The following is a 24689-nucleotide window of genomic DNA, read 5'->3' on the forward strand; positions in this document are numbered from 1 at the left end:
CGACTACATCGAGCGCTTCTACAATCGCCGACGCAGGCACTCGACGCTAGGCTATCTGAGCCCGATCGAGTTCGAGGAGCGAGCTAAATTAGCTTAACCTGGTGTCCACAAAACCGGCGGCAGGCCATGTCGTCGCCGCCGGCGATCGAGCGAACATTGACAGGCCAGCAACTCATAAGGCCAGAGATCCCCGGCCGGGGCATATGAAGCCACGAGGAGGACTTGCGCTTCAGGATGTGGTCTCAGCGAGTATTACCCACTGGCCTTCATGCTCAACTTGGGCCTCGTGGACGCCGACCCGTCACCTGCCCGCCAATTCGACGTCAAGAGGCACAGTTGCCGGGCATCGGCTTGCCCGGGCGTTTGTTACGCCCGGGACATTGCTCTCATCTGCGTGAATCGCAGAAGGAAGATTATGGAACATAAGCCATTAATTTTCAACAGAAATCTCAAAATAGACTGATCGCGCCCGGTGGGCAAATCAAAGCCGCCGGTACCTCGGGATCCGTCCCTTGGCGCCGCCCGACGGTCACGTTTCAAACCAGGATCTTGTATGGCACACGCCCTCTACTCTCGAGCAATGGCACCGCGCGTCGGAGGACCAGCTCCTTGAAATGCGGTGTCCCCTGGTGATCGACGAAGTCCTTTTCCTCTCCATAGTGTTCGTACAAGAGAAACTCCTCTGGCCGCTCGATCGACTGGTGCGCGATAAAGCCTCGGCAGCCAGGCTCGGTACGGCACTGCGGTACGAATTCCTGTAGAATGTTCTCGATTTCGCTTCGATGTTCTTTTCTTGCGACCCAGCGCGCCACAACAATAAAACTCATTTATTCGATCCCCCTGGTTCACGGTCTTGCCAGCTATTCGCGTGTTTAAGATGTCGGTTCGATTGTCGTTGAACTCAGTGTGGATGTCGCCTGGTCGAAGGCGCCGATGTCATCATAGGCGCGAGCAAGAATCATCCCGCCTTCCAGTGTGGCGATGACGTGGTGCGCCCGCGCAACTGCGCCAGGACCTCCGACGCGACTGGCGAGGTCCTCGATGCAGTGCTGGAAGAATGACTGCACCTCGGCCTTCACCTCCGGTGTCAGCGCGCCGGCCTCAGCGCCCAGAATGCCGCAGAGGCACATGCGCCCGTCGTGCTCGATCGTCTTTCTGACCGCAGCACGATAGGCGCTGATCGCATCCTCGGGTCTCTCATCGGGTTTTGCCTCAACCGACGCGAGGAATCGCCTTGCGTAGCGGTGAGCCACGGCAGCCGCCATCTTCGCCTTCGTCGGAAAGTGGTGATGGACACTCGCGCTCCTGATGCCCACCTCAGCCGCTAGGTCGCGGAAGCTGAAACCGGCATACCCGCGATCTCGAATGTGGGCTTCGGCGAGATCCATCAAACGTTCAGCCGTTCCGCTCACGAAACCCTCCTGTCTATCGATAGATAGACTAATTCGGCGCGATTGGCCAGGGAAATTTGTCTCGCGAGATCCTAATGGAAGCTAATCGCTCGTGTCACGGTTCTTTAAAAGCCTGGATTTCGGGAGGTCCGCGAGTTTATTTGGCGCGCCGCGACGTCGCCTTCGCCGGCGCAGGTGTCTTGCTCTTGGTGAATTCCCGCGTTGCGCTGTCGTAAACACTCAAGTCGTTCATCGCGTTGGCGACCACTTGCGCGCCGGTGATCGTGGAAAGCAGATGTGACGCCTCATCCGGCGGCAGTCCTCGCTCGACGAGCTTGTCGTGACACATCTTGAAGAAGCGCTTCACTTCCGCGGCGACCTCTGGAGGCAAGTCCTGCGACGACCCTCCAAGCACCGCGCATGGGCACATCCGGTCCTGGGAGTGAATTGTTACACGAAACGCCTTCACCCAGACCTTGACCGGGTCGGTTTCCTTGGCGAGCTCGCGTTCGAACATCTCCGCGCTCTCCGTGGTGTAGCGCTTGATGACAGCTGCAGCGAGGTTTTCCTTGGTTGGGAAGTGGTAGTGCACGCTCGAACTTTTCACGCCGACGTCTGCGGCGATCTCGCGAAAACTGAAACCGTTGAAGCCGCCTCTCCGCATCCGCCGCTCCGCGGCGTCCATGATGGCGGCAGCGACATCACTCATCAGATCTGCTCCCATGGCTATCTCTCGATAGGTAGGGCTTCGAGAGACCAAAAACAACAACTTTAATCTATCTATCGGTAGGACGTCGTGCTATATGATTCGGTCGGTATTTGAATGGGGAACGATTCTGCCTGACCATGGGGCGCGGACCGTGATCCGCCGGGACGGCGGCGTCTGTCTCCGACTTAAAATCCAAGCGAACGGGTTCAGCAGAATGTTCTCTGTTATTTTCGAAGTCCACCCGAAGCGTAGTGAATTCGAGCTTTATCTCGCGCTCGCCAAAGACCTGAAGCCAGTCCTAGAGGGGATCGACGGTTTCATCGACAACGAACGATTTGAGAGCAAGCGCCGGCCGGGATGGATACTTTCACATTCGACCTGGCGCGACGAAAAGTCCGTCGTTCGCTGGCGCACGATCGCCAAGCACCACGAGACACAGCAACGCGGCCGCGACGAGGTTTTTCAGGACTACCATCTGCGTGTCGGCGAGGTGGTGTCCGATTCAGTGCCGCCGGACGGGGTAAGGCTCATCGAGCAGCGACTGGATGAGACTGAGGTCGGCGACGCAAAATTTGCTGCGTTGACTGAAATCTCTCCTGCCGGCCACCCCGTCCCCGAAAACCTCGCGGAGCTACTAGCGCTCGATCGACACCGCCCGGCCCTGCTGGACCACGATATCTTCGCGAGCATCTACAACGAGGGGAAATTGGCGCTCCTCACGTCGTGGCGCGACCGCCGATCGGCGGAGGCGTTCGACGTCAGTCCTGCCGCGACCGCAGGCATGATCAGGCATCGCGTTGTGCGCATCGTGCGCGACTACGGCATGTTCGACCGACGCGAGAGCCCGCAATACTACCCGGAGATTGCGCGCGTAGCCCAATAGGAATTCCGCGACGGCACCCGGAGATATCGGTCGGACCGATGCAACGGCCTTTCGGCGCTTGTTTTCTAGGTGACGCCGCCCTCGTGTCGGTTGCTGCCGACGCCAATCCCAAGGGATCCTTTAGACGCCGCGCATCTCCAATAAGTAAGGCGCCTTAACGGGGATCGTGGTTCGAAAAAGAAGCTCCACCGGCGCCCGATGTCGCGTTCCGGTTGGCCATCCGCTCTCCAGCCACCGGCCGTACGGCATCAACGTGCGGCGTCCGCGAAGCGCCGGTCGCCGGCGGGCGTTACCGCTATTTATGGGAGAGACAAAAGCTTCGGCGCCGAACTGGTCGAGCAGCGAAGCCGCGTCGAACGTCAGCAGGACTTGCGGGCGGTCACCGCATGCACGGCGCTGGCGCTCTACCCTGCTCGGATCGAGCCAGAAGAAGACAAAGTCGTTGAGAAGGGCATACCAGTCGGCCGGGGCGAGACCGTCTTCAAGCGCCCGCTCGAGAGCCGATGGAGGCATCGGCTTCTGGTCTCGGATCAGTACCGAGTCCGAAAGGCGCTCATTGTCCGGTCGGTGCGAACGTAGGCGGCTGGCCTGGTCCGCCTCCGGGAGGAGCGTCAGGCCGAACAACCGCTTTGTGCTCGTCAGCCCATGCTCGAATATGGACGGAAGGTTGGTTGCCTCCGCGAGATGGAAAACCTCTGTCATAGGCGAACGCATCTAGTCCGGAACTGTCCTTCCTATTATGACCGATCGTGAGATCGATTCCCGCAGCTAACTTCCAGAGCCTTAGTGATCGCGCGAGACCGCGCAGACGAATCTACCGATCGATCGATATAGCTCAATATGTGAGTTGCGAAGAAGGCGCCAGGGTTTCGCTCACAAAGAGCATCATACGCAACCGCCCTTGATCATTCGGAGCGACCCTCTTCGCCAAATGATCGATCGGGGGCTTGGAGAGCGCCTGCGGCTGCCCGCGCCTTGTTCCTATGTCCGCATGCAGAACCTTCAACGTCGCGGCGAATTCCACTTCCTGGCTGCAGGCGCTGATAACCAACGATCGCGTCGTTGCGCAGGCGAAATTGATGGATCGCATACACGTCATCAAACTGACCACGTTCGAGGCCGTGGGATTACGCAGACCATCCCAACCTTTTTCCTAGACGAAGATCGCATGGCGGAAACGATAAACCCGGTCCGTCCGGTCAGGATGCCTGCTGACGTCCGAGCCAGACGCAGATCTTGATCATGATCTGCAACGACACAGTGCGCTCGGCGCCGAAATCGCCCCCCATCTCACTTCACAACAAGTTTCGTCTTTCCGGTTATCGGGGCGCTTTCCACCGCGTCGCGCTGACCTTGCCCGCTACCGTCGGCACCCGTTAAGCAGGTCTGCCGATGGTCTATCTATCGATAGGGATGCGGCGACCATGCCCGCAAAAGCGAGCGGCGCGATCAGGGTGCCCACCGACTCGGTCAACAAAGCGGCGCCGGTCTATCGATAGATAGAGCTTGACTCACTAATGAGGCTCCGCTAGCTATCTACCGGTAGATAGCGTCTGGCCATCTTGTAGACCATAGGCCGCGCAGCCAGTGCTCGCCAAAACCGCAAGGAGCTTCAAATGTTGTTCGAACACAAGGTCAATATGGAGATCAGTGGCGATCGGACCGCGCTCGTGCTTGTCGATATCCAGAACGACTTTCTCACTGACGGCGGTAAATATTTCGTCATGATTGAGGAGTTAATGAAGAAAAACAACGTGAACGCCAACCTGGAATCCTTGCTTCGAGCTGCGAAGGATCATGGATATCCGGTTTTCATGTCACCGCATTACTTCTTCCCGCATGATCACAAAGGCAAAACCCGCCTCGGCCCCATGGAGGATCTCGCACTCCACGGCGGGGTCGTAGCGCGCGAGAGTCCTCTTCACACCCACGATGTCCCCGGCGGCGGCGCCGACATTCCCGACCGGTTTAAGCCATATATGGAAGACGAGAATACGACGGTCGTGTCACGCCACGTCACCTACGCGCCCACCAGTGACCTCTCCTATATGCTGCGTCGACGGAAGATTGAGACCGTCATCATGGCTGGTCCGGTAGCAAATCTCTGTCTCGAAGATCACATGCGCAACCTCATTCGCGACGGGTTCGAGACCGTGATGGTCCGTGACGCCGTCGCCGCGGCAGCAAATGAGGAAGGCTCGGGCCTGGATGCCGCCATGATCAACTGGCGCTTCATGGCCAACGCGGTGTGGAGCACGGAGGAGACCGTGCGCCGGATGGCCGAGGCGGCCAAGGCGACCGCCTGAGATCGATACGGCCGCGCAGGCCGTCGCCAAAAAGACCGGTGGACATGGCGCGCCGCCGGGACATTGCGCTGCGCGTTCACGCGGCATCGCCCGCAGGCAGGCACAGCCAATTCTTCGACCACAGGAGATTCAAAATGAGTAAGGGCACTATCCTCGTCGTCGGTTCGAACGGGACCGAGCTTGAGGCAAAGGGCGGTGGCACGATCACCATCGGCCAGTTCCTCAACGAAACCGCAGTTCCTCTGATGGCGCTCGTCGCCGCCGGATACGATTTCGTCCTCGCCACCCCGACCGGCGAGAAGCCGCACATGGACAAGGACTCCGATGCGCTGATCTACTTCGCCCAGGACGACGTGGCCCGCACCAAGGCCCGCGATTTTTTCAACAACGATCCTGCCATGAACGACGTCCGCACGATCCGCTCGGTGATCGATGCAGGACTTGATCGGTTCGCCGGCGTCTTCTTCCCGGGTGGCCACGCGCCGATCGTCGACGTGATGCAGGACCCCGATGCGGGCGAAGTGCTTCGCTACTTCCACGTAGCCAACAAGCCCACCGCCGCGATCTGCCACGGCCCGATCAGCGTTCTGGCCGCGCTCGATAAGGCACGCGAATTGCGCGCAGCCCTGATCGACGGCAACGAGGTGAAGGCGCGCGAATTGGGCAAGGGTTGGCAGTATGCCGGCTATCGCATGACCGTCTTTTCGCGCAGCGAGGAGGAATACGCCGAAGATCATGTCTTCCACAAGAAATTGATCTTCAACATGCCCGACGCGCTCGAAGCAGCCGGCGCCGACGTCGTCAACGCCGACAACTTCACCTCGTTCGTCGTTGTCGACCGCGAGCTAATTACTGCTCAGAATCCGATGTCGGACCATGAGCTCGCCGCGAAGTTCATCGAGGCCCTAAAGAAGGCGGCTTGAGGCCGCTTCGTCACCATCACCATCACCATCACCATCACCAGCAGAGCTACACAAAGGCGAAGTAACATGAAGTTCCGATCACTCGCGGTCGCGACTCTCGCACTCTTTGCGTTCACGGCCTCCTCGCACGCGCAGGACGAGTCCTTTCCTCCGGCCAACGGCGGTACGTCGGTCACCAATCCGGCGAGCCACTATTCTTTCACCGACACCGGCGCGAGGGGTGTGAACCCCAACACCGGCATCCAGTTCTCCAACGTCTGGGGTGATGCGACCAAAGGCGCTCACGGCGCTTTCTTCCGGTTCGATCCGGGGTTTGTGAGTAAGCTCCACAGCCACACCTACGACTACTACGCGGTCGTCATCAGAGGTCAGCTGGAAAACTATCAACCCGGGCAGAAGCCCGAGAAGCTTGGGCCGGGTTCGTACTGGTATCAGCGTGGCAAGCAAGCTCATACGACCGCGTGCGTCTCCAAGCAGCCGTGCCTGATCTACATCGTCCAGCAAAACAAGTTCGACGCGCAGATTCCGCCCACGACCGAATAGGCTGTGATCGCACCTCTGTCGAACGCCTCTCGACGGATCGTCGATCAGACGTTCTCCTCGCGGCGCGTTGCCAATCCCCCTCTGCAGCGCGCCGCGTGACGAGCACAGTAACAGCATCCCGGCCGGGTCATCGCGCTGCCGCCCGCCCTCCGGGGCACCCACGCACAGTAGCCCTTCATCCGCGACGGCACGCGCCGTGGACGACACACGATTGGACTTCACCATGACGACCGAAAGTATCTCCGAACAGAACAAGAAGACCGTTCTGGCCTTCTACAAGGATGCCCATTTCGACGGCGACGCCGATGGCGCCATCGCTCGCTATGTCGGCGACACCTACACCCAGCACACTGCCGGCGCCGAAGACGGTGTCGAGGGGCTTCGGGCCTTCATCAACGGTTTCCTGACCGCCTTCCCCGACGCCAAGGGCGATATCCGCCGTGTGCTCGCAGATGGCGACCTCGTCGCGGTCCACGCATATTGGACCGGGCTGCTCAGCGAAAATGGCGACGTCGGCATCGACATGTTCCGCGTCGAGCATTGGGACGTGTTCACTCCCGTCCCCGCCACGTCCAAGAACGCCAACACCGTTTACTGACGGCCCGGCCGAGGGCTGCTTCGGTGGCCCGCGATGCGTGGGTGTGGACGCGCGGGAGATTTCATCGTGGCCAATCGCAACACCAATCTGACCAACCCTCCGGTGGAGGCAGTGGTCGACGCGATCAGTGCCACGCCCGGCTTCTTCGGTTGGCGGGTCGTCGCCGCAGCTTTCACCGTCGCGGTGTTCGGCTGGGGCACCGGCTTCTATGGCCCACCCGTCTATCTTGAGGTCGTGCGCCAATCGCGAGGCTGGCCGATCGCGCTCATCTCAGGCGCCGTGACCTTACATTTCCTGGTCGGCCTCGCCCTCATCCCGAACCTGCCCGGCCTCTATCGGCGCTTCGGACTGCCGATCGTCACCTTCGCTGGCGGGGTCGTCATGGCGCTCGGCATCCTGGGCTGGGCTCTGGCGAACATGCCTTGGCAGCTCTACGCGGCCGCGTTCTTGTCCGGTATCGGATGGTCCGTCCTCGGCGCGGTCGCCATCAACGCTATCGTTTCCCCGTGGTTCGCCGCTAAACGCCCCTTGGCGCTCGGTGTCGCATTCAACGGCGGCAGTGTGGGAGGCGTGATCTTCTCTCCCTTCTGGGTCGCATTGATCGATAGGATCGGCTTCCCTGCAGCGGCGATTGTGGTCAGTGTGGCGATGCTCGCCACACTGGGCGTGCTGGCAGGCTTTGTGTTAACGCGGACGCCCGAGACCCTGAAACAAGCCCCCGACGGCAGCCTGCCGACCGCTTCGGCCCTTCACTCCGGCGCGACCGTTGAGACTTCCGCGGCGGCCCCCCGGCTCCACCTTTTCCGCGATCGCGCCTTTCTTACGTTGTGCATCGGAATGACCCTGGCCCTGTTCGCACAGACCGGGCTCGTCGCGCACCTCGTCTCGGTGCTAGCACCCACGCTCGGAAGGCAAGGTGCCGGGCTCGCCGCCGGCGCATCTGGCGTTGCCGCCGTTGTCGGCCGTGTCGCCGTCGGCTGGCGCGCATCGGGCACTTCAAACTGGCGTGCGATCGCGTCGTACAGCCTTGTTGCGCAAGCGTTGGGATGCGGCGTTCTCCTGCTCGCTGACGGAAGCAGTCCTGCCCTCCTCGTGGTCGGCGTCGTGCTCTTCGGCCTTGGCGTCGGTAACGCCATCTCTGTTCCGCCGGTGATCGCCAATCTCGAATTCTCCAAGGAAGACGCTGCCAGGGCGGTGGCACTGATCGTCGCGATCTCGCAGGGTGCTTATGCCATCGCTCCCGCCGTGTTCGGTCTCTTCCGCGAGCTTTGGTCCGATCAGATCATTTTCGTCGCGTCGGTGGCCATTCAGATCGCTGCGATTGTCGCTTATCTCTTGGGCGGCGGGCGCAGCGCGCCGCCGCAGGCGGCCATCAACTAGCAGCACCGATCAGGCGGGAAGCGACGCGAGCCCGCCTCGATCCCGGGACTGGATCGGCTGTTGTCGCCAGGGTATGCGCGACTGCGTCGCACGGTTTCGCGCATGACCGCTCTTCTTTGCCTCTCCGAGCATCAATCTTGACAAGGGCTTCGCACTTGGCGCGTTGCTCGAAGGAGCTCAGCATGCGACGCTCGTCGGGCGCAAACCAGCTCCGAAATCGTGTCAGGCTGCCACTTTGCTCGCTTCTGGCCAGGCTTCCATCGCAACCCGGCCGATGTTCTCGAGCTTCGCGCGGCTTGCTCCATCCCGGGCCTGAACGGCCATTCCGCGAACGATGGCGTGGATGAAGGCCGCAAGCGCGTCGACGTCGATCGTGCTTGGCATGTCGCCCTCCCTGATCCCCTTTCGGATGCGATCGGCGAGGTAGACCTCGGATGCCGCGCGATACTCGACCATCATGTCACGGATCGGCATGAGGTCGGGCGCCTGATGTGTGCCAGACAAGGAGACCATGCAGCCGCGTGGCAAGTCCTCGCGCGTGAACTGTTCGGCAGCCGACTCAAGGAGATGCGCGAAGGCTTGCCGCGTCGTTGCTCCGTCTTCCGACAGCGCGCTCTGGATCCACGTCTGGGCATAATCCATGAAGTTCTCGGTTGCCTCGCGGTAGAGCCGCTCCTTGCTGCCGAACGAGTTATAAAAGGTCGACGGGCTGATGCTCATCTTGGAGATGAGCTCCTCGAAGGTCGTACCTTCGTAGCCATTGTCCCAAAACAGCTTCATCGCCTCGCGCAACACTGAGGGGCGGTCGAATGTGGACGGCCGACCGCGGCCGCGTTTTTGTGTCTCCGACATTTTTGGTGTTTTCACTCCAAAATTCACTTGACTTGGTTTGGGCTCTCGCCATATTGATGATTATAGGAGCAGATACTCCAAAAATAAAGACCCCAGACGAAATTCCTCAAACCACACGGCAGGCCAACCATGAGCGACATTGTCATCGAAGCCCCGGTCAATCCCGCAGCGACCAATAACTCTAGTCACCGCAGGAACTTGCGCTGGCAGCTGCCGCTTCTCACCGTGCTACTCGCCGGTGGCGTCGGTGGGTTCGCCTATTTCGGCCAGGAGGCCTCCCAGGCCTCGGTCCCCCCTGCAGCTCCGCTCGCGGCTGTGACGGTCAGCAACCCTCTGCAGCGCGATGTCGAGACGCGCCTCGGAGCGATCGGCCAGTTCTCGGCCATCAATCGGGTCGAGTTGCGCGCCCAGGTCGGCGGCACGCTCTCCGAGATCCACTTTGAAGACGGGCAGATCGTCCGTAAGGGCGACCTCTTGTTTGTCGTCGACCCCCGGCCCTACGAGATCAAGCTCGGCCAGGCGAATGCCGCACTCGAATCCGCCAAGTCGCGGTACAGCCTCGCGACCAACCAGCTGGAGCGGGTGCAGGCTCTCCTCAAGACCGGCAATTCGACCCGGGAAATCTATGACCAGCGCATTGCCGAGCAGCAGGCCGCCCAGGCCGCGATCGACGATGCTCAATCGCGGATCCGCGACGCACAGCTTGATCTCGAATACACCAGAGTGACGGCACCGTTCACCGGACGCATCGGTGCGCGGCAAGTCTCGATCGGCGGCCTGATTGCTGGCAGCCGCGCCGCCACCAGCCCCACGACGCTGCTCGCGACGCTCGTCTCGCTTGACCCGATCTATCTCGACTTCGACATGAGTGAGCAGGACTACCTGACGTTCCAGCGTCAACGCCAGAAGCAGGGTGGCCCGCTCGATAACAAGGTCGAGGCGTCGTTGAGCGATGAGACCGGTTATGGCTATCAGGGCGCGTTGGATTTCCTCGACAACGCGGTCAACCGCTCGAGCGGCACGATACATGCCCGTGCGACGTTCAAGAACCCGGACCTCTTCCTGGCTCCGGGACAGTTTGCGCGCGTGCGCATCGGTTTGACCGCGCCCGCCCCCGCACTCCTTGTGCCGGACGCCTCGGTCCTTGCCGATCAGTCAGCGCATATTGTTCTTACCGTCAGCGACAAGAACGTCGTCGTGCCGAAACCCGTGGAGCTCGGTGACCTGCGTGGCGGCCTGCGCGTCGTCCGCTCGGGCCTTACAGCTGCCGACAAGGTCATTGTCGATGGTATTCCGATGGCGCGCCCCGGCTCGGTCGTCGATCCGCGCATCGAGCCGTCCAAGGTCGCCTGGAACAAGAACGCGATCGAGTGAAATTACAGCGCAGCCGACACGCGGCTGCCTGACGCCAATCAGTCTCGGGGAATCTCCGAGCCCCAGCAAGACGGATGGGCGTTCGTCGCTCCTCCGTCTCGACTGACCGATCCTGACAAAAGCTCGCGAAAGCATAGCCCTATCGATAGATAGAGGATTGACATGCCTCCGCCGGTCGCTCTAATTGTCTAGCAATCTATCGATAGATAGTTTCGGCTTGAAAACGTAGCGCGATAACGCTCGCGGTGAACTGGCTCAAGCCACGTCTATCCAACACCCAGGCTGAGTCGAACCATGAAGCTCGCGCATTTTTTCATCGATCATCCCCGCTTCGCGACGGTGGTCAACATCTTCTTCGTACTGATCGGTCTGGCGATGCTGACGTCGCTGCCAGTCGCGCAATATCCCAATATCGTTCCGCCGACAGTGCAGATCACGACCGCCTACCCTGGCGCTTCCGGCCAGACCGTGGCCCGGACCGTTGCCACCCCGCTTGAGCAGGCGGTGAATGGCGTCGAGAACATGGATTACATCACCAGCCAATCGACTGGGAACGGTCTTCTGACGATTACGGTCATCTTCAAGGTCGGCACCGATCCCAACACGGCGCTGATGCTCACCCGAAACAGAGTGCAGGACACGCTCTCACGTCTCCCGCAGGAAGTGCAGCTTCAGGGTGTGCAGGTTAAGAAAACCATCCCGGCACTCTTGCTCGGCGTGCATCCCTACTCGCCCGACGGCTCACGCAGCGCCGAATACATCTCGAACTACTTCATCCTCCACGTCAAAGACGAGATTTCCCGCCTGCCGGGAGTTGCCGACCTCTGGAATCTCGGCGAACGTCAATACGCCATGCGGATCTGGGTCGATCCCGACAAGGCCGCCTCCTCTAACATAAGCGCGAACGAGATCCTGAGCGCGTTGCGTGCCCAGAACGCCCAGGTCTCGGCAGGCGTGCTTAACAAGCCGCCGGTGTCGAATCCAGCGGCCTATGAGATCAGCGTCGAGGCGCTCGGTCGTCTGACGACGCCGGAGCAGTTCGGCGACGTCATCGTCAAGTCGGATGCGCAAGGCCGGGTCACACGAATCCGCGACATCGCGCGCGTCGAACTCGGCGCCGCCGATTACGGCTCGAAAGCTTATGCGGATCGCTATGACTCATCGCCGTTTTGGGTGATCGCTCAGCCGGGTGCTAACGTCGTTCAGGTCGAGAAAGCGGTCTGGGATAAGATGGCGGAGCTGAAAAAGAGTTTTCCACCAGGACTCGACTACATCAACATCTATGACCCGACGACTTTCGTCAGCCAGTCAATCGACGAAGTCGTGCATACGATCTTCGAAGCTATCGTCCTCGTCGTGATCGTGGTGTTCGTATTCCTGCAAAACTGGCGGGCGACGATCATCCCGGTGTTGGCCATCCCGATTTCGCTGATCGGCACGTTCACGATCCTCGCGGCCTTCGGAGTCTCGATCAATAATTTGTCGCTGTTCGGCTTGGTTCTCGCAGTCGGCATCGTCGTCGACGACGCGATCGTTGTGGTGGAGAATGTCGAGCGCAATATGCAAGCGGGCATGTCGCCGCGCGATGCTGCGCATCAGACGATGACCGACGTCTCGACGGCCCTGATCGCCATTGCATTGACACTCTGCGCCGTCTTCGTTCCTGCTGCGTTCATTTCAGGGATCGGCGGTCTGTTCTTCAAGCAGTTCGCGATCACGATCTCGGCTTCGACCGTGATCTCCTGCTTCGTCTCTCTGACGCTGAGTCCTGCCCTGTGCGCCGTCCTGCTCAAGCCACATCCGACCGGCGAGCACGCCAAGCCGCGTGGTTTTCGCCGGATCACGCATGCCGTCTTCGGCCGCTTCAACAGCGGCTTCGAGTGGCTGTCGTCTGCGTATGGCAAGATGACGGCGCGTTTCGTCCGCGTCACCGCCATCATTGGTCTGGTTTACGTGGCGCTGATCGGCCTGACAGGCTTCCAGATGTCGCGGATGCCCACGGGTTTCATCCCCGAGCAGGACATTGGTTACCTCGTCGTGGTCGTTCAGCTTCCGCCTGGATCGAGTCTTGCCCGCACGGATGAAGTTGTCCGTCAGGTGAACGATATCGCGCTCAACATCAAGGGTATGGAGCATACCTCGCCGGTCACTGGTTTCGACGTTACGACCAACACTGTCGCGCCGAACGCCGGCACGATCTTCGTCGCGCTGCCGTCGCTCTATGGAAAGAACATTCCGGGCGTGAACGCCGCGGCGATGCTCAAGATCCTTCGCGAGAAGGTCGCCGTCGTGAAGGATGCCTATGTCATCGCGGTCATGCCCCCGCCCGTTCAGGGCCTCGGCTCGGCCGGCGGTTTCAAGCTGATGCTCGAAGATCGAGGCGGGCTCGGGCCTCAGGCACTTGCCAAAGCCGCCAACGATCTCGTGGCGGCCGCCAACAAGGATCCGGCGTTTGCGGGAGTCTTCACCCTCTACAATGCAGGGTCGCCGTCGTTGTTTGCCGATATCGATCGGTTGAAGGCCGAGAAAGTCGGTTTGACGCCGACTGACGTATTCTCGACGCTGCAGCTCTATATCGGCTCGCAGTATGTCAATGACTTCAACTACCTCGGCCGCACCTTCCAGGTCATCGCTCAGGCCGACGGACAGTTCCGTGGAACGCCGGACGATGTCGCGCGTCTGAAAGTGCGCAACACCGCTGGAGAAATGGTGCCGATCGGTTCGGTCGCGACTTTCCGCAGCGAAACCGCGCCATACCGTGTTCCCCGCCACAACCTCTACCCCGCGGCCGAGATCATGGGCGCGGCTGGAGCCGGCATCTCCTCGGGTACCGCCATGACGCGAATGGAAGAGCTCGCCAAGCAGGTGCTTCCGACGGGTGTCGGATTCGAGTGGACCGAGCTGTCGCATCAGGAGAAGCAGCAGGGCACGCCTACGATCGTCGTCTTCGCGGCGGCCGCCTTGTTCGTCTTCCTCGTCCTGGCCGCTCAGTACGAAAGCTGGAAGACGCCGCTGTCGATCGTGCTCATCCTGCCCATGTGCCTTCTGACCGCAGCCGCCGGCTTGCAGCTGCGCGGCATGCCGATCGACATCCTCGCGCAGATCGGCTTCGTCGTGCTCGTTGGCCTCGCCGCTAAGAATGCGATCCTGATCGTCGAGTTTGCCCGGCAAGAGGAGGCGAGGGGCGAGTCGCCCGAACACGCGGCGGTGAGTGCGGCGAAGACACGACTTCGGCCGATCCTGATGACGTCCTTTGCCTTCATCCTGGGTGTCTTGCCGCTCGCGACAGCGACCGGCGCCGGCGCCGAGATGCGACAATCGCTTGGAACCGCCGTCTTCTTCGGGATGCTGGGCGTGACGATCTTCGGGCTTCTTTTCACGCCGGCCTTCTACGTGATGGTCCAGCGGTTCCGGGCAAAGAAGGCAGATGTGGTGGAGGAGGCCTCGGTTTCCCAATCCGCTTGACCTCGACCGGAGCGGAGATCGGCGCGTTGCCGGTCTCCGCTCCGGTCATTCTAGTGGTTTTCGTTGAATCGAAAAGAAGAGCCAGGTCGTGGACGCCGAATTGGAAATCCCGCACTCCGAGCGGGCGGCTCATGCAGATCACGGAAGCCCGGCACTTTTCGCCGGAAGACGAGCTGGAGAGGCTCGCAGAGCTCATCTTCGCGTTCTCCGCTGCGGCGTAGGCCCGGGAGCGCCGGTGATATCCGGCGCCGGAGGCGGGCGATCGGAGGGTCGAGATAGGAGCGATGATGCAGAACGCGTCGAGTGCAGCAGAATCAACCGAACCGCAAGGCGAGATGCCTCGGCGACCGAATTACGAGACGTTGCGGGCGGATGTCGAGGCGTGGAGGGCCAATTGGATAAGATACGTTAGAGGGGAGTACGGCGATGAAGCCGCTGAGGAGGCGGCGCAATATCTGGACGAAAGGCCGTGGCTCTGCCTGAAATGGTTTGTCGACGATCGCACGCCGAAGGAACAGCGCGAATCCCCCATTCCGTTTCTCTGATCGGCTACTGCCCTCTTCGCAAATACTTTCGTGTTCCAGGTTCCTCAACGTCTGGCTGAGCGTTGGGGCTCTATCCAGCTGGGCTACGGGCGGCGGCAATCGACCGCACTGCCACCGAGAGCGCGATCGGAGAGAACACCATTCGCGCGGTGGCGACGGAACCGCACGAGCCCCAACCGGCCATGCTTACCGACGCGCTCCTGGTCCCGGCCAGACAGGTGCTGTCAAGTCGATGATGGTGTCAGGCCGCCGCTCAGCCGGCAGGCTTGAAGGTCCGCACCGTCGCCGCGGGGTATTTTTCGAGCATTTTTGCCGGGCGCACGGGACGTTCGACGAGGTTTCCGCCACAATTCGGGCAAATGCCGTGCAGCTTGGTGTCCGCGCAGTCGGGGCAGAAGGTGCACTCGAATGAGCAAATTAACGCCTCACCATTGTCAAGCGAGAGGTCGCGATCGCAGCACTCACATCCCGGTTTCATCACCAGCATAGCCTCATCTCCCTCTTGCTCGCGCGGCCCGTCGACCGCGCCTATCTTCCGATAGATATTGACAGACGATAGCGCAGAGCTTTAACAAAATGCAAGAGACTATCTATCGAGAGGTAGACAAAGAGCGTTGAGGGGCGGCCATTCGGCCGCGAAGAGGATTGATCACTGCATGAAACGAATGATCTTGAGTGCCTTCTTTTTCAATCCTCAGGGCGATCACCGAATTTCCTGGCGGCATCCTAATGCGCCGTCACGCGAGATCTACGACCTTCCCTATTTCCAGTCCCTGGCTGCGGTGAGCGAAGCGGCGAAGCTCGACGCGATTTTCGTCGCTGATCATGTCGGTATGTGGGACACGTACGAAAGCAACATCGCCCATTACGCCAATCCGCGCCTTGAGCCGATCACCCTGCTGTCGGCGCTTTCAGCGGTAACGTCACATATCGGGCTTCTCGCGACGGCCTCGGCTTCCTATACCGAGCCCTACAATCTGGCGCGTATGTTCGCTTCGCTCGATCATCTCAGTCATGGTCGCGCCGGCTGGAATGTCGTGACCTCGTCGATGCCTGAAGAGGCGATGAATTTTGGCCATGACGGCAACATCGACCATGCCAATCGCTATGAGCGCGCGGGCGAGTATCTCGATGTCGTCAAAGCTCTTTGGAACAGTATCGAGGACGGCGCTATTTTGCTCGACCGTGAGTCGGGTCTTTTCGCCGATCCCCGCCGGATCCACCGGATCAACCACGCAGGCAAATATCTCAAGGTCCGCGGTCCCCTGAACGTGCCGCGCCCACCGCAGGGCCATCCCGTTATCGTCCAGGCGGGTTCGTCGGACGATGGCAAGAATCTCGCCGCACGACATGCCGACGTTCATTTTGCCGTCATGCGGTCGGTCGAAGAAGGCCAGAAATATCGAGCCGATTTCAACGCGCGGCTGGAACGTGCGGGCCGTCTGCCCGAGGATCTCAAGATCCTGCCGGGAATTCATCCCGTCGTCGCTTCATCGCGCGACGAGGCGAGAGAAAAGGAGGAATTTCTCCAGACCCTTGTTCCCGAGCGTATCGGTGTCGATCTCGTTTCGAGCTGGTGTGGAATCGACGCGTCGGGTTTTCCGATAGACGGTCCCCTGCCCCCATTGCCCGATATCGAGACCTATGATGGCCAACGCTCCAATCTCGAACGGATGAAGGCGTTCGCCGCGCAAGGCCTGAGCATCCGAGACGTCGCCCACGGTCTCATCAATGCCGGCGCGGTCCCATCGGTAACCGGCACACCAGCCGACGTCGCCGATCAGCTCGAGGCATGGTTCACGGCAGACGCCGGCGACGGATTCAATCTGATGTTTCCCTTGCTTCCGGAGGATCTCGTGCAGTTCTGCACGCAGGTTGTTCCTGAGCTGCAGCGACGCGGCCTGGCCCAGTCGGAATATGCTGGCGCTACGCTGCGTGACCGTCTGGGGTTGAGGAGGCCGCCAAATCGGTTCGATCGCGCGTGAGGTCGGCGTTGTTCACCCGGGGAGGACTGGGCGAGCGCCTCGACGCGATGGCGCCCTTCAGTGCGGGCAATGTCGAATTGCAGGCGGCTGACGCCGACATGCCCGCGCTTCGCGTGGCGACTTGAGTAGCCGCGCGCCCGCCCCGCCGGACATGCCCGCCGCCCGCGCCCAAGCGCTCGTTGAGCGACAGTTCTGTCCGGTCGAGAGCAGAAAGTTCGTCCTCATAGCGGCAATCCTCGCGTCGGCAATGGGCTTCATCGACACCACCGTTGTGGCGCTCGCAACGCCGGCGATCCGCGTCGACCTCGGCGCATCGCTCGTCGATGCGCAATGGATATCGAACAGCTACATGTTGTTTCTGTCGGCTCTTGTCCTGCTCGGCGGTGCTGCCGGGGACGTCTTCGGCGCGCGCAATACATTCGCCTTCGGTATCGCCGTTTTCGCCGTTTCGTCGCTTGCGTGCGCCGCAGCCCCCGACGCACTGTCGCTCATCCTGGTGCGTGCAGCACAAGGCTTCGGCGCAGCCTTCATGGTCCCCGGCAGCCTGGCGGTCATCGCAAGGGCTTACCCACCCGAGGAGCGAGGCGCCGCGATCGGGATATGGGCGGCGGCCTCGTCGCTGACCACGGCGGTTGGACCGCTGATCGGCGGCCTGGTTCTTTCGTTCGACTCAAGTTGGGCATGGCGATCGATTTTTGCGTTGAACATCCCGATCGGCGCGCTCGCGCTCGTCATATTGCTCAGGCGTGTCCCCAGCGATGCCCGGCGCGACCGCCAGCGACTCGATCTGGTGGGCGCCGTCCTGGTGACCGTCGCCCTCGGCGCGCTTGCCTGGGGCTTGACGGCGTCTGGGCCTGCCGGCGGCCCAGACTTGCTTGCCTGGCTGTCTCTCGGCGGCGGAGCGCTGATTTTTGCAATCTTCATCCGGTGGGAGCTGCGGGTGAAGGCGCCGCTCGTGAAGATCGGGCTCTTTTCCTCGCGCGCATTCGCCGGAGCAAACCTCTACACGTTGGCTGTTTTCATCGCCCTCAATGCATTGCTCTTCTTCCTTCCGATGACCGTCATTTCCGCGTGGAACGTGCCCGAGTGGCAGGCGAGCCTGCTGCTCCTCCCGCTTGCGCTCGCCATTGGGGTCCTGTCGGGAACCGCCGGGCGTCTGGCGGATCGCATAGGGCCCCGTCTGCCCATGACCATCGGCGCGGCGATCGTCGGTGTCGCCTTCGCGGGGGTTGCGCTCAGCATGCCATACAGAGAGTTCTGGATCCTGACCCTGCCTCTGCTGTCGGTGATGGGGCTCGGCATGGCCGCGCTGGTTTCGCCGCTCTCAACGGCGGCATTGGCGGCCGCCCCGGAGGTTGATTCCGGATTGGCTTCCGGCATCAACAATGCGGTGGCTCGAGCCGGCGGCCTCATTGCGGTCGCCGCGCTCGGTGCTGTGGCGTCTGCCGCTTATATACGCTCTTCCGCCAGCGCCGGGGTCTCCGGCGATTTTGGCGTGCGTCCGATCGTGGCGCTCGAGCCGCTCGCGGAAGCCACTCGCGTTGCGGCGACCACGGTCGCGTTTCAATGGATCGCTGCGATCTGCGCGGCACTTTGCTTTGCGGCGGCCGCGCTTGCGTGGATGACGCAGCCGCAGCGCTGAGTGTGACTTGCAGTTACGATGCTTTGAGAAGCGATAGCCTTGCGCCGAAGGTCTTCGCTTTGGATCATTGAAGGTCGTATTCAATGAATCCGGTCAGCCGAGCGACGCGATCATAGAGGCGCCGTGCCGTTGCGTTGGTTTCGTGCGTCATCCAATAGACATTGGTGACGCCGATCTTCGCGGCCTCATCCTGGACCGCCTTGATCAGCGCGGCCCCTACCCCTTTGCCGCGTGCGTCCGGGTCGGCGAACAGATCCTGAAGGTAGCAATTGTTCACAACCGACCAGCAGCTGCGGTGATAGAGGTAATGGACGAGCCCGATCGGTCTTTCGTCGATTATGGCGAGCAATCCCTTGGGTTCGAACTCGCCGTCGCTGAACAGCCGCCTCCAGGTCGTCTCATAGACCTCCTCGGACACGGTCGCCTTGTAGAAGGTCAGATAGGCAGTCCATAGCCGGCGCCATTCGGAATGATCGGCTTGTTCGAGCGGGCGGACGATCGTCGCGGACATATGTCTTCTCCTGTGATGAGTGTCGGGGCGATCAGGCGCCCGCTCTTGCGGCAGGCCGAGCCAAACCTATCGACGCAACGCGGCGTGCTTGCGAGCCTTGATCAGAAAAGAGCGAGTTGGTCTCCCGCTTTCGGCGGGGGCTTGAAGAGATCAACGCGAAGCGGGGCAATCTTGCGATCGAGTCCGAATCTGCGGCGCGCCAGTCGAAATCGATCGACCAGCATGTTGGCAACCGGGCCCTCGCCGACCATGCGCAGACCGAAGCGGGTGTCGTTTTCCTTTCCACCCCTCGATTGGCGCACAAGCGACATGACGCGTTCCGCGCGATCGGGCCGTTCGGCCGCGAGCCACTGCTTGAAGAGATCCTTCAACTCGTGCGACAGGCGCAGCATCGAATAATGCGCATATCGGGCGCCGGCGTCGGCCGAGGCTTCCAGGATGCCCTCGATCTCGTGATCGGTGAGGCCGGGAATGATCGGCGCCACGCTCACAATCACGGGGATGCCGGCGCCCGAGAGCGCGCGAATGGCATCGAGGCGCCGGCCCGGCGTCGACGCCCGCGGCTCCATGGCCCGCGCCAACTGACGATCGAGCGTTGTTATCGAGATCACCACGACGCTCAAGCCCCTCTCGGCCATCGGAGTGAGCAAATCGATATCCCGGGTGACAAGATGGTTCTTCGTGGTGATGCCGAGCGGATGCTGGAATTCGGCGAGCACCTCGATGACGCCGCGCGTGATCCGAAGGCACTTCTCGATCGGCTGGTAGCAGTCGGTGTTCGCGCCGAGCTGGACGCGACCCGGCACGTAGCCGGGTTTCGCGAGCTCGGTCCGCAGAAGCGTCGCGGCATGAGGCTTGAAGAACAGCTTGGTCTCGAAATCGAGGCCGGGCGACAAACCGAGATAGGCGTGCGTCGGGCGAGCGAAGCAGTAGATGCAGCCATGCTCGCAGCCACGATAAGGATTGACCGAGCGATCGAAGCCGATGTCGGGACTGTCGTTGCGTGACAGGATCGTCTTGGCGTTCTCGGCGGTCAGCGTCGTCTCGACACGCTCGTTCTCGTCCTCATCGCCATGTGCCCACCCGTCATCGACGCGGTCGCGCTGATACGGCTCGAACCGGCCGGACCCGTTCGAGCGCGACGAGCGGCCCCGCACCTCAATCTGATCACCGCGCAGACCCGAGGTTTCCTGTTTGTTCTTGCCGCTCATTGACCCCTCCGGGGTTCGATCTTCTCTCTGGTTTCGGTTTATGCCAGCCGGCGCTGACTGCCGCCGGCGAGGCGGAAGGAACGGTCCGCTCAAGATGCTCTCAGCTTGTACCCTTGGCGTCGAGATCTTCCAATCGCACACTGGCGAGACGATTCTTGGCGGCGGTGAAGACGAGGTCGATCACCTTGCTGTCGTGGCCAAGCCTGAAGCATTCGACGACGACACCGACCAGAACGCTTTCGCAGATGACCAGAAGGTCCGAATAAGAGCCGCCCGCCGCTTTGGTCTCGTGGATGATCTGTGCGACCACCTGCCGAGCGACCCGGTTGTGCAGCTCGGTCGCTACCTCAGCGGACAGGTCAGAATTCTTGGTCATTTCGGCTTCTCTCTCGCCCGGTCGAAGCAACAGCGCCTAACAGCGGGTGCTGTGGTGCACCAACCGACCGCTCCGCTTGATCCCAATCGCCCGCGTCATGCTTGTTCTCTCTATCGATAGATAGATCTTGACGACGAATATTTCCAGCGATTAATCTCAGCGGCCCAATCGATCTATCGATAGGTCGAGCTAGGAGAGTTTTCATGCGCTTTCACGACAAGGTCGCGATCATCACAGGTGGTAGCTCGGGCATCGGCAAGGAGGTAGCGATCCGGTTCGTGGCCGAGGGCGGGTCTGTCGTTGTCAACGGCCGCGACGCCAGGAAGGCAGCGATCGCCGCTCAGGAAATCGACCCGAGCGGCAAGCGTGCCGTCATTCAGGTCGGTGATATCGCGCTCCCCGGCACCGGCGAGGCCATTGTGAAGGTTGCGCTCGAACGCTTTGGGCGACTCGACGTCCTGTTCAACAATGCCGGCATCTTCAGCCCCAAGCCGTTCTTAGAGCTCACCGAAGTCGAATACGATCGGTTCATCGACACGATCCTGAGGGGCAAGTTCTTCGCCGCGCAGGCTGCCGCGAAGGCGATGAGGGACGCCGGCCATGGCGGGGCAATCGTGCAGACGGGCTCAATGTGGGCTTTCCAGGCGATCGGCGCCACACCGTCTTCGGCGTATTCCGCCGCGAACGGTGGCGTCCATGCGCTCGTTAAAAACCTCGCGATCGAGCTGGCGCCCTACAAGATCCGCGTGAACGCGATCGCGCCGGGAGTGATCGAAACGCCGGTCTACGACACCTTCCTGACTCCGGAGCAGGTCAAGGCCATCCTGCCGACCTTCAATGCGATGCATCCCCTCGGACGCAACGGCCAGCCGGCTGACGCAGCCGAAGCGCTCCTTTTTCTTGCCTCTGACCGGGCGAGCTTCATCACCGGCGTCGTCCTTCCGGTCGACGGCGGCATCATGGCCGGCCGGCAGTGACCCGCCCCCAACTGCCAAGGCCATTGCGTCCCGCGCGTGAACGCGCGGGACGCATCACTTCACCCTGCGCCCACGGAACGCGGCCTCGATGCGACGGAGAATTCCGATGGCTAATTACGCCGAAAAGAAACTATTTACGCCCGTGCAGATCGGACCGCTGACGCTGAAACATCGCGTGGTCATGCCGCCGCTGAGCCGGCTGCGCGCGCAGCCGGGAGCCGGCATTCCGAGCGACTTACAGCTTGAATACTACACGCAACGCGCATCGGACGGCGGCTTGCTCATCACCGAGGCGGCCGCGATCGCACCATCTGCGCGCGGCTATTATCACGCGCCCGGCCTCTACACGGACGAGCAAATCGCGGGTTGGAAGCGCATCACCGATGCGGTTCACGCCAAGGGTGCCTATTTCTTCACGCAGCTTTGGCATGCCGGTCGCACCACGCACATCGCGATCACGGGGTCGCAGCCGGTGACCGCTTCGGTCGATCCCGCTTACTGGAACGATACGAGCATCGTCGTCGACACGCCGAATGGATTTGAACCGACGTCTCCGCACCGTGCGCTCGAGACGGCGGAGATCGCCGCAATTCTCGACCAATATCGCACCGGTGCCGAGAATGCCCAGGCCGCAGGCTTCGACGGCATCGAGCTCATGGCCGCCAACGGCCATCTGATAGACCAATTCCTGCAGGACAACACAAATAAGCGCACCGACCGATATGGCGGATCGATCGAGAACCGGGCGCGTCTTCTCCTCGAGGTCGTCAACACGCTTGCGGATGTCTGGGGCGCAGATCGGGTCGGCGTGCGGCTCGCGCCGAGCAACAGCTTCAACGGCATGGGCGACAGCGATCCGCACGCGCTGTTCCGCTACGTGGTGCAGCAGCTCGACGCCCTGGGCCTCGCCTATCTCCACATCATCGAGCCCCGCGTGAAGGGCGCTGACACGATTGCCGAAACCCAGCCGCCGGTCGCCGCGCAGGAGCTCGGCAAGATCTTCCGGGGGCCGGTCATCGCCGCAGGCGGCTTCAATCCTGCGACAGCGAGGCTAGCGTCGCCAACGGCGACGCCAGTCTGATCGCCTTCGGCCGCCACTTCGTCGCCAACCCCGATCTCCCGAAACGGATCGAGCGCGGTCTGCCGCTCAACCCGTATGACCGCAGCACGTTCTATGGCTTCGACGCGCGCGGCTATACGGACTACCCGTTCTACGAGGCCACGGTGCCCGATCCGCTTCCCGCAGCCTGAGATATCTGCAACCACCTTGCCGGATGCATTCCGGCAGGGCTCTGTCGCCTGTCAGGTCGCGATGTCAGGAATCCGTGCGGCGGTTAGGACAGCTTTTTGTTTCCGGCACGAGCTTCACGCGGGATCCTTGGGCACGTAGCCGAGTTCATCGCATGGGTCTCGGAACGCGATGCGTCGCCGCTCCTTCTTCGTCTCGGCCGAGTCGCGACGGAGCGCATGCTCTTCCTCGATGAGCCATTCGGGGCGGCAGATCGGACAGGTTGCCAGTCGGCTGGCGCCAACCGCTGACAGGGGTTTTTCAAGCCCCAGGGCAACGCGTACTGCCCCGCACGACGCGTAATCGCTCGCTCGTTCGGCTTCTGGACGTTCTATAAAATTTGTGGCTTGCCAGACCTCTCATCGGGATTCTGTGTGGGCAAGAAGCGGGGGTTCCCCCTTCCGGATAGCCATCCCTGACGCGCGCCTACGGCGGGCGCGGCGGAGGATGGCGGCCGGTGCCGCTGGCGCCTTGCTGGACGCAAGGGAGGCTTCGCCGCGCCGAGCATTCAACATCTTGGATCTCTTATCAGCGCGCCCTTGCGTCCGGCAGGCTTCGCAGCCTGTCGGTTGCGTTCCGCGAGGTGCGGGACGAGGAGAATCAACCGAAGAAAGGGCGAGCGCGCGCCTCCGGCGCGGCTCGGGTGAACGGATGGAGAAGCACGAAATTGAAAATCTGCGCGAGAAAGTGACCTGCGCGATCGTCCTCGAAGCCGCTGGCTGGAAGATCGATCTGAAGGAAAGCACCCGCCGCTCCGTGAAGTTCAGGCGTGCCGACGGCGAGATCATCATCGTGATCCACGAGGGACGCGGCTGGTTCGACCCCCTCTCACCGGAGAGAGGCGATATCTTCGATCTCGCCGTGCATCTCGGCGCCGACGGCTTCGTCGCCGCATGCGAACACCTCGCCCCCCTCGTCGGCTTCGCTCCGAGCAAGCCGGCCTGGACGCGCCCGGCCCGGCCGTCGCCGGCGGCCCCGATCACCGAACGGTGGCAGCGACGGTTCAAGCCGCAGCCCGGTTCGGCCACCTGGCGCTACCTGACGTCCGAGCGCGCGCTACCCGACGACGTCGTTCAAAGTGCGATCGCGCAGGATTGCCTGCGGGAGGGACCGCACGGCAGCATGTGGGCCGCGCATCGATCGGCGGTCGGCGTGCTCACCGGCTGGGAAGAGCGCGGGCCATTCTGGCGTGGCTTTGCCACCAACGGAGCGAAGGAGCTTTTCCGGTTTGGTGCGCAGGCCGCAGATCGGATCTGCGTGACCGAAGCCGCAATCGACGCCATGAGCCTGGCCGCGATCGAGGTGCTGCGGCCCGATACGCTCTACGTCAGCACCGGCGGCGGCTGGTCCCCCGCGACGGACGAGGCGCTTCGACATATCGCCATGGGAAGCCATTTCCATCTTGTCGCAGCGACCGACAACAATCGGCAAGGCGATGTCTATGCCGAGCGCATCCAGGCGATCGCCGCGGAGGCTGGTGCTCGCTATATCCGGTCGCGGCCACGCGGCGACGACTGGAATGAGGATCTAAAAGCTCTGCTGGCGAGATTTTCCCATCCCCGGCTCGTCGCGTCTGCGTGAGAGTTCGCTTTCAATCCGAATATTGAGGGCCGGCTTTGCTTGACTGGACAAGGTCGCGTGTTATAGCATTGAACCTATCGATAGATAGACAATGATTGGACACGGCGTGCCCACAGGTGCAGGTAATGGCGTCGGCACAGCGACGCCGG

General features: G+C 61.7%; 23 protein-coding genes and 1 pseudogene. 15 read left to right on the top strand and 9 right to left on the bottom strand.

Features of this window, described 5'->3' with window-relative positions:
• Window positions 1–97, top strand: a 97-nt coding sequence (locus ABLE91_RS25320; RefSeq protein WP_348930610.1) for an IS3 family transposase, incomplete at its 5' end; no start/stop codon positions are given.
• Window positions 98–536: 439 nt separating this feature from the next.
• Here ABLE91_RS25320 and ABLE91_RS25325 read toward each other — a convergent pair.
• The 3 genes from ABLE91_RS25325 to ABLE91_RS25335 form a co-directional block, all read right to left on the bottom strand.
• The gene (locus tag ABLE91_RS25325) at window positions 537–827 is read right to left on the bottom strand and encodes a putative quinol monooxygenase (protein ID WP_348935331.1); all 291 of its coding nucleotides are present in this window, start codon (window positions 825–827) and stop codon (window positions 537–539) included.
• A 45-nt stretch (window positions 828–872) separates the two neighbouring features.
• Complete coding sequence (locus ABLE91_RS25330) at window positions 873–1412, bottom strand: TetR/AcrR family transcriptional regulator (protein ID WP_348935332.1); 540 nt, start codon at window positions 1410–1412, stop codon at window positions 873–875.
• A gap of 136 nt (window positions 1413–1548) precedes the next feature.
• Window positions 1549–2100: a TetR/AcrR family transcriptional regulator gene (locus ABLE91_RS25335; RefSeq protein WP_348935333.1), complete on the bottom strand. Its 552-nt coding sequence runs from the start codon at window positions 2098–2100 to the stop codon at window positions 1549–1551.
• Between the two features lie 214 nt (window positions 2101–2314).
• Here ABLE91_RS25335 and ABLE91_RS25340 point away from each other — a divergent pair, with 214 nt between their 5' ends.
• Window positions 2315–2983, top strand: coding sequence for an antibiotic biosynthesis monooxygenase family protein (locus ABLE91_RS25340; RefSeq protein WP_348935334.1), 669 nt, complete (start codon window positions 2315–2317; stop codon window positions 2981–2983).
• Window positions 2984–3103: 120 nt separating this feature from the next.
• On the opposite strand, the gene ABLE91_RS25345 is transcribed toward ABLE91_RS25340, so the two are convergent.
• Window positions 3104–3685, bottom strand: a complete 582-nt coding sequence (locus ABLE91_RS25345) for a DUF7002 family protein (protein WP_348935335.1) — start codon at window positions 3683–3685, stop codon at window positions 3104–3106.
• A gap of 914 nt (window positions 3686–4599) precedes the next feature.
• Between ABLE91_RS25345 and ABLE91_RS25350 the strand changes: the two genes are divergently transcribed.
• From ABLE91_RS25350 to ABLE91_RS25370, 5 genes are all read left to right on the top strand, one after another.
• A complete protein-coding gene (locus tag ABLE91_RS25350) occupies window positions 4600–5289 on the top strand; it encodes a cysteine hydrolase family protein (protein WP_348935336.1) in 690 nt (229 codons plus the stop codon).
• A gap of 134 nt (window positions 5290–5423) precedes the next feature.
• Window positions 5424–6212, top strand: coding sequence for a type 1 glutamine amidotransferase domain-containing protein (locus ABLE91_RS25355; protein ID WP_348935337.1), 789 nt, complete (start codon window positions 5424–5426; stop codon window positions 6210–6212).
• A gap of 66 nt (window positions 6213–6278) precedes the next feature.
• Complete coding sequence (locus tag ABLE91_RS25360; protein ID WP_348935338.1) at window positions 6279–6755, top strand: cupin domain-containing protein; 477 nt, start codon at window positions 6279–6281, stop codon at window positions 6753–6755.
• A 223-nt stretch (window positions 6756–6978) separates the two neighbouring features.
• On the top strand, window positions 6979–7353 hold the full coding sequence (locus ABLE91_RS25365) for a nuclear transport factor 2 family protein (RefSeq protein WP_348935339.1): 375 nt from the start codon (window positions 6979–6981) through the stop codon (window positions 7351–7353).
• A gap of 66 nt (window positions 7354–7419) precedes the next feature.
• Window positions 7420–8733: an MFS transporter gene (locus ABLE91_RS25370; RefSeq protein WP_348935340.1), complete on the top strand. Its 1314-nt coding sequence runs from the start codon at window positions 7420–7422 to the stop codon at window positions 8731–8733.
• Window positions 8734–8955: 222 nt separating this feature from the next.
• Here ABLE91_RS25370 and ABLE91_RS25375 read toward each other — a convergent pair whose 3' ends face one another.
• Window positions 8956–9585: a TetR/AcrR family transcriptional regulator gene (locus ABLE91_RS25375; RefSeq protein WP_348935341.1), complete on the bottom strand. Its 630-nt coding sequence runs from the start codon at window positions 9583–9585 to the stop codon at window positions 8956–8958.
• A gap of 129 nt (window positions 9586–9714) precedes the next feature.
• Here ABLE91_RS25375 and ABLE91_RS25380 point away from each other — a divergent pair, with 129 nt between their 5' ends.
• The 3 genes from ABLE91_RS25380 (at window position 9715) to ABLE91_RS25390 (ending at window position 14969) form a co-directional block, all read left to right on the top strand.
• Window positions 9715–10959 carry an efflux RND transporter periplasmic adaptor subunit gene (locus tag ABLE91_RS25380; protein ID WP_348935342.1) on the top strand — a complete coding sequence of 415 codons (1245 nt, stop codon included), beginning with the start codon at window positions 9715–9717 and terminating at the stop codon, window positions 10957–10959.
• 294 nt (window positions 10960–11253) lie between these two features.
• Window positions 11254–14424, top strand: a complete 3171-nt coding sequence (locus tag ABLE91_RS25385) for an efflux RND transporter permease subunit (protein WP_348935343.1) — start codon at window positions 11254–11256, stop codon at window positions 14422–14424.
• A gap of 287 nt (window positions 14425–14711) precedes the next feature.
• Window positions 14712–14969, top strand: a complete 258-nt coding sequence (locus ABLE91_RS25390; RefSeq protein WP_348935344.1) for a hypothetical protein — start codon at window positions 14712–14714, stop codon at window positions 14967–14969.
• 253 nt (window positions 14970–15222) lie between these two features.
• Here the strand turns inward: ABLE91_RS25390 and ABLE91_RS25395 are convergent, their stop codons facing one another.
• The gene (locus ABLE91_RS25395) at window positions 15223–15456 is read right to left on the bottom strand and encodes a DUF1272 domain-containing protein (RefSeq protein ID WP_348935345.1); all 234 of its coding nucleotides are present in this window, start codon (window positions 15454–15456) and stop codon (window positions 15223–15225) included.
• Between the two features lie 169 nt (window positions 15457–15625).
• Between ABLE91_RS25395 and ABLE91_RS25400 the strand changes: the two genes are divergently transcribed.
• Window positions 15626–16954, top strand: a complete 1329-nt coding sequence (locus ABLE91_RS25400) for an LLM class flavin-dependent oxidoreductase (RefSeq protein ID WP_348935346.1) — start codon at window positions 15626–15628, stop codon at window positions 16952–16954.
• Between the two features lie 151 nt (window positions 16955–17105).
• Window positions 17106–18596 (top strand): DHA2 family efflux MFS transporter permease subunit, encoded by a 1491-nt coding sequence (locus tag ABLE91_RS25405; RefSeq protein WP_348935347.1) that lies wholly within the window; start codon window positions 17106–17108, stop codon window positions 18594–18596.
• Window positions 18597–18660: 64 nt separating this feature from the next.
• On the opposite strand, the gene ABLE91_RS25410 is transcribed toward ABLE91_RS25405, so the two are convergent.
• From ABLE91_RS25410 to ABLE91_RS25420, 3 genes are all read right to left on the bottom strand, one after another.
• Complete coding sequence (locus tag ABLE91_RS25410; RefSeq protein ID WP_348935348.1) at window positions 18661–19107, bottom strand: GNAT family N-acetyltransferase; 447 nt, start codon at window positions 19105–19107, stop codon at window positions 18661–18663.
• A 101-nt stretch (window positions 19108–19208) separates the two neighbouring features.
• Entirely contained in the window at window positions 19209–20318 is a 1110-nt protein-coding gene (locus ABLE91_RS25415; RefSeq protein WP_348935349.1) for a PA0069 family radical SAM protein, read from the bottom strand.
• Between the two features lie 100 nt (window positions 20319–20418).
• The gene (locus ABLE91_RS25420; protein ID WP_348935350.1) at window positions 20419–20694 is read right to left on the bottom strand and encodes a hypothetical protein; all 276 of its coding nucleotides are present in this window, start codon (window positions 20692–20694) and stop codon (window positions 20419–20421) included.
• A gap of 203 nt (window positions 20695–20897) precedes the next feature.
• Between ABLE91_RS25420 and ABLE91_RS25425 the strand changes: the two genes are divergently transcribed.
• The 3 genes and pseudogenes from ABLE91_RS25425 to ABLE91_RS25435 all read left to right on the top strand — a co-directional run bounded on the left by ABLE91_RS25425 (window position 20898) and on the right by ABLE91_RS25435 (window position 24540).
• Window positions 20898–21671: an SDR family NAD(P)-dependent oxidoreductase gene (locus ABLE91_RS25425; RefSeq protein ID WP_348935351.1), complete on the top strand. Its 774-nt coding sequence runs from the start codon at window positions 20898–20900 to the stop codon at window positions 21669–21671.
• Window positions 21672–21852: 181 nt separating this feature from the next.
• Window positions 21853–22922: pseudogene (locus tag ABLE91_RS25430) on the top strand (alkene reductase).
• 688 nt (window positions 22923–23610) lie between these two features.
• Complete coding sequence (locus tag ABLE91_RS25435) at window positions 23611–24540, top strand: DUF3991 and toprim domain-containing protein (protein ID WP_348935352.1); 930 nt, start codon at window positions 23611–23613, stop codon at window positions 24538–24540.
• The last annotated feature ends 149 nt before the right edge of the window (window positions 24541–24689 follow it).

This window comes from Aquabacter albus (genome assembly GCF_040049275.1).
In the GTDB taxonomy this organism is placed as follows: domain Bacteria; phylum Pseudomonadota; class Alphaproteobacteria; order Rhizobiales; family Xanthobacteraceae; genus Aquabacter.

Bases quoted from the DNA above. Each gene is read 5' to 3' on its own strand.
- ABLE91_RS25425 (WP_348935351.1), top strand. From the start codon at position 20,898: ATGCGCTTTCACGACAAGGTCGCGATCATCACAGGTGGTAGCTCGGGC.
- ABLE91_RS25420 (WP_348935350.1), bottom strand. From the start codon at position 20,694: ATGACCAAGAATTCTGACCTGTCCGCTGAGGTAGCGACCGAGCTGCAC.
- ABLE91_RS25390 (WP_348935344.1), top strand. From the start codon at position 14,712: ATGCAGAACGCGTCGAGTGCAGCAGAATCAACCGAACCGCAAGGCGAG.
- ABLE91_RS25405 (WP_348935347.1), top strand. From the start codon at position 17,106: ATGCCCGCCGCCCGCGCCCAAGCGCTCGTTGAGCGACAGTTCTGTCCG.
- ABLE91_RS25335 (WP_348935333.1), bottom strand. From the start codon at position 2,100: ATGAGTGATGTCGCTGCCGCCATCATGGACGCCGCGGAGCGGCGGATG.
- ABLE91_RS25395 (WP_348935345.1), bottom strand. From the start codon at position 15,456: ATGCTGGTGATGAAACCGGGATGTGAGTGCTGCGATCGCGACCTCTCG.
- ABLE91_RS25345 (WP_348935335.1), bottom strand. From the start codon at position 3,685: ATGACAGAGGTTTTCCATCTCGCGGAGGCAACCAACCTTCCGTCCATA.
- ABLE91_RS25410 (WP_348935348.1), bottom strand. From the start codon at position 19,107: ATGTCCGCGACGATCGTCCGCCCGCTCGAACAAGCCGATCATTCCGAA.
- ABLE91_RS25380 (WP_348935342.1), top strand. From the start codon at position 9,715: ATGAGCGACATTGTCATCGAAGCCCCGGTCAATCCCGCAGCGACCAAT.
- ABLE91_RS25365 (WP_348935339.1), top strand. From the start codon at position 6,979: ATGACGACCGAAAGTATCTCCGAACAGAACAAGAAGACCGTTCTGGCC.
- ABLE91_RS25325 (WP_348935331.1), bottom strand. From the start codon at position 827: ATGAGTTTTATTGTTGTGGCGCGCTGGGTCGCAAGAAAAGAACATCGA.
- ABLE91_RS25355 (WP_348935337.1), top strand. From the start codon at position 5,424: ATGAGTAAGGGCACTATCCTCGTCGTCGGTTCGAACGGGACCGAGCTT.
- ABLE91_RS25400 (WP_348935346.1), top strand. From the start codon at position 15,626: ATGAAACGAATGATCTTGAGTGCCTTCTTTTTCAATCCTCAGGGCGAT.
- ABLE91_RS25415 (WP_348935349.1), bottom strand. From the start codon at position 20,318: ATGAGCGGCAAGAACAAACAGGAAACCTCGGGTCTGCGCGGTGATCAG.
- ABLE91_RS25385 (WP_348935343.1), top strand. From the start codon at position 11,254: ATGAAGCTCGCGCATTTTTTCATCGATCATCCCCGCTTCGCGACGGTG.
- ABLE91_RS25350 (WP_348935336.1), top strand. From the start codon at position 4,600: ATGTTGTTCGAACACAAGGTCAATATGGAGATCAGTGGCGATCGGACC.
- ABLE91_RS25375 (WP_348935341.1), bottom strand. From the start codon at position 9,585: ATGTCGGAGACACAAAAACGCGGCCGCGGTCGGCCGTCCACATTCGAC.
- ABLE91_RS25435 (WP_348935352.1), top strand. From the start codon at position 23,611: ATGGAGAAGCACGAAATTGAAAATCTGCGCGAGAAAGTGACCTGCGCG.
- ABLE91_RS25340 (WP_348935334.1), top strand. From the start codon at position 2,315: ATGTTCTCTGTTATTTTCGAAGTCCACCCGAAGCGTAGTGAATTCGAG.
- ABLE91_RS25360 (WP_348935338.1), top strand. From the start codon at position 6,279: ATGAAGTTCCGATCACTCGCGGTCGCGACTCTCGCACTCTTTGCGTTC.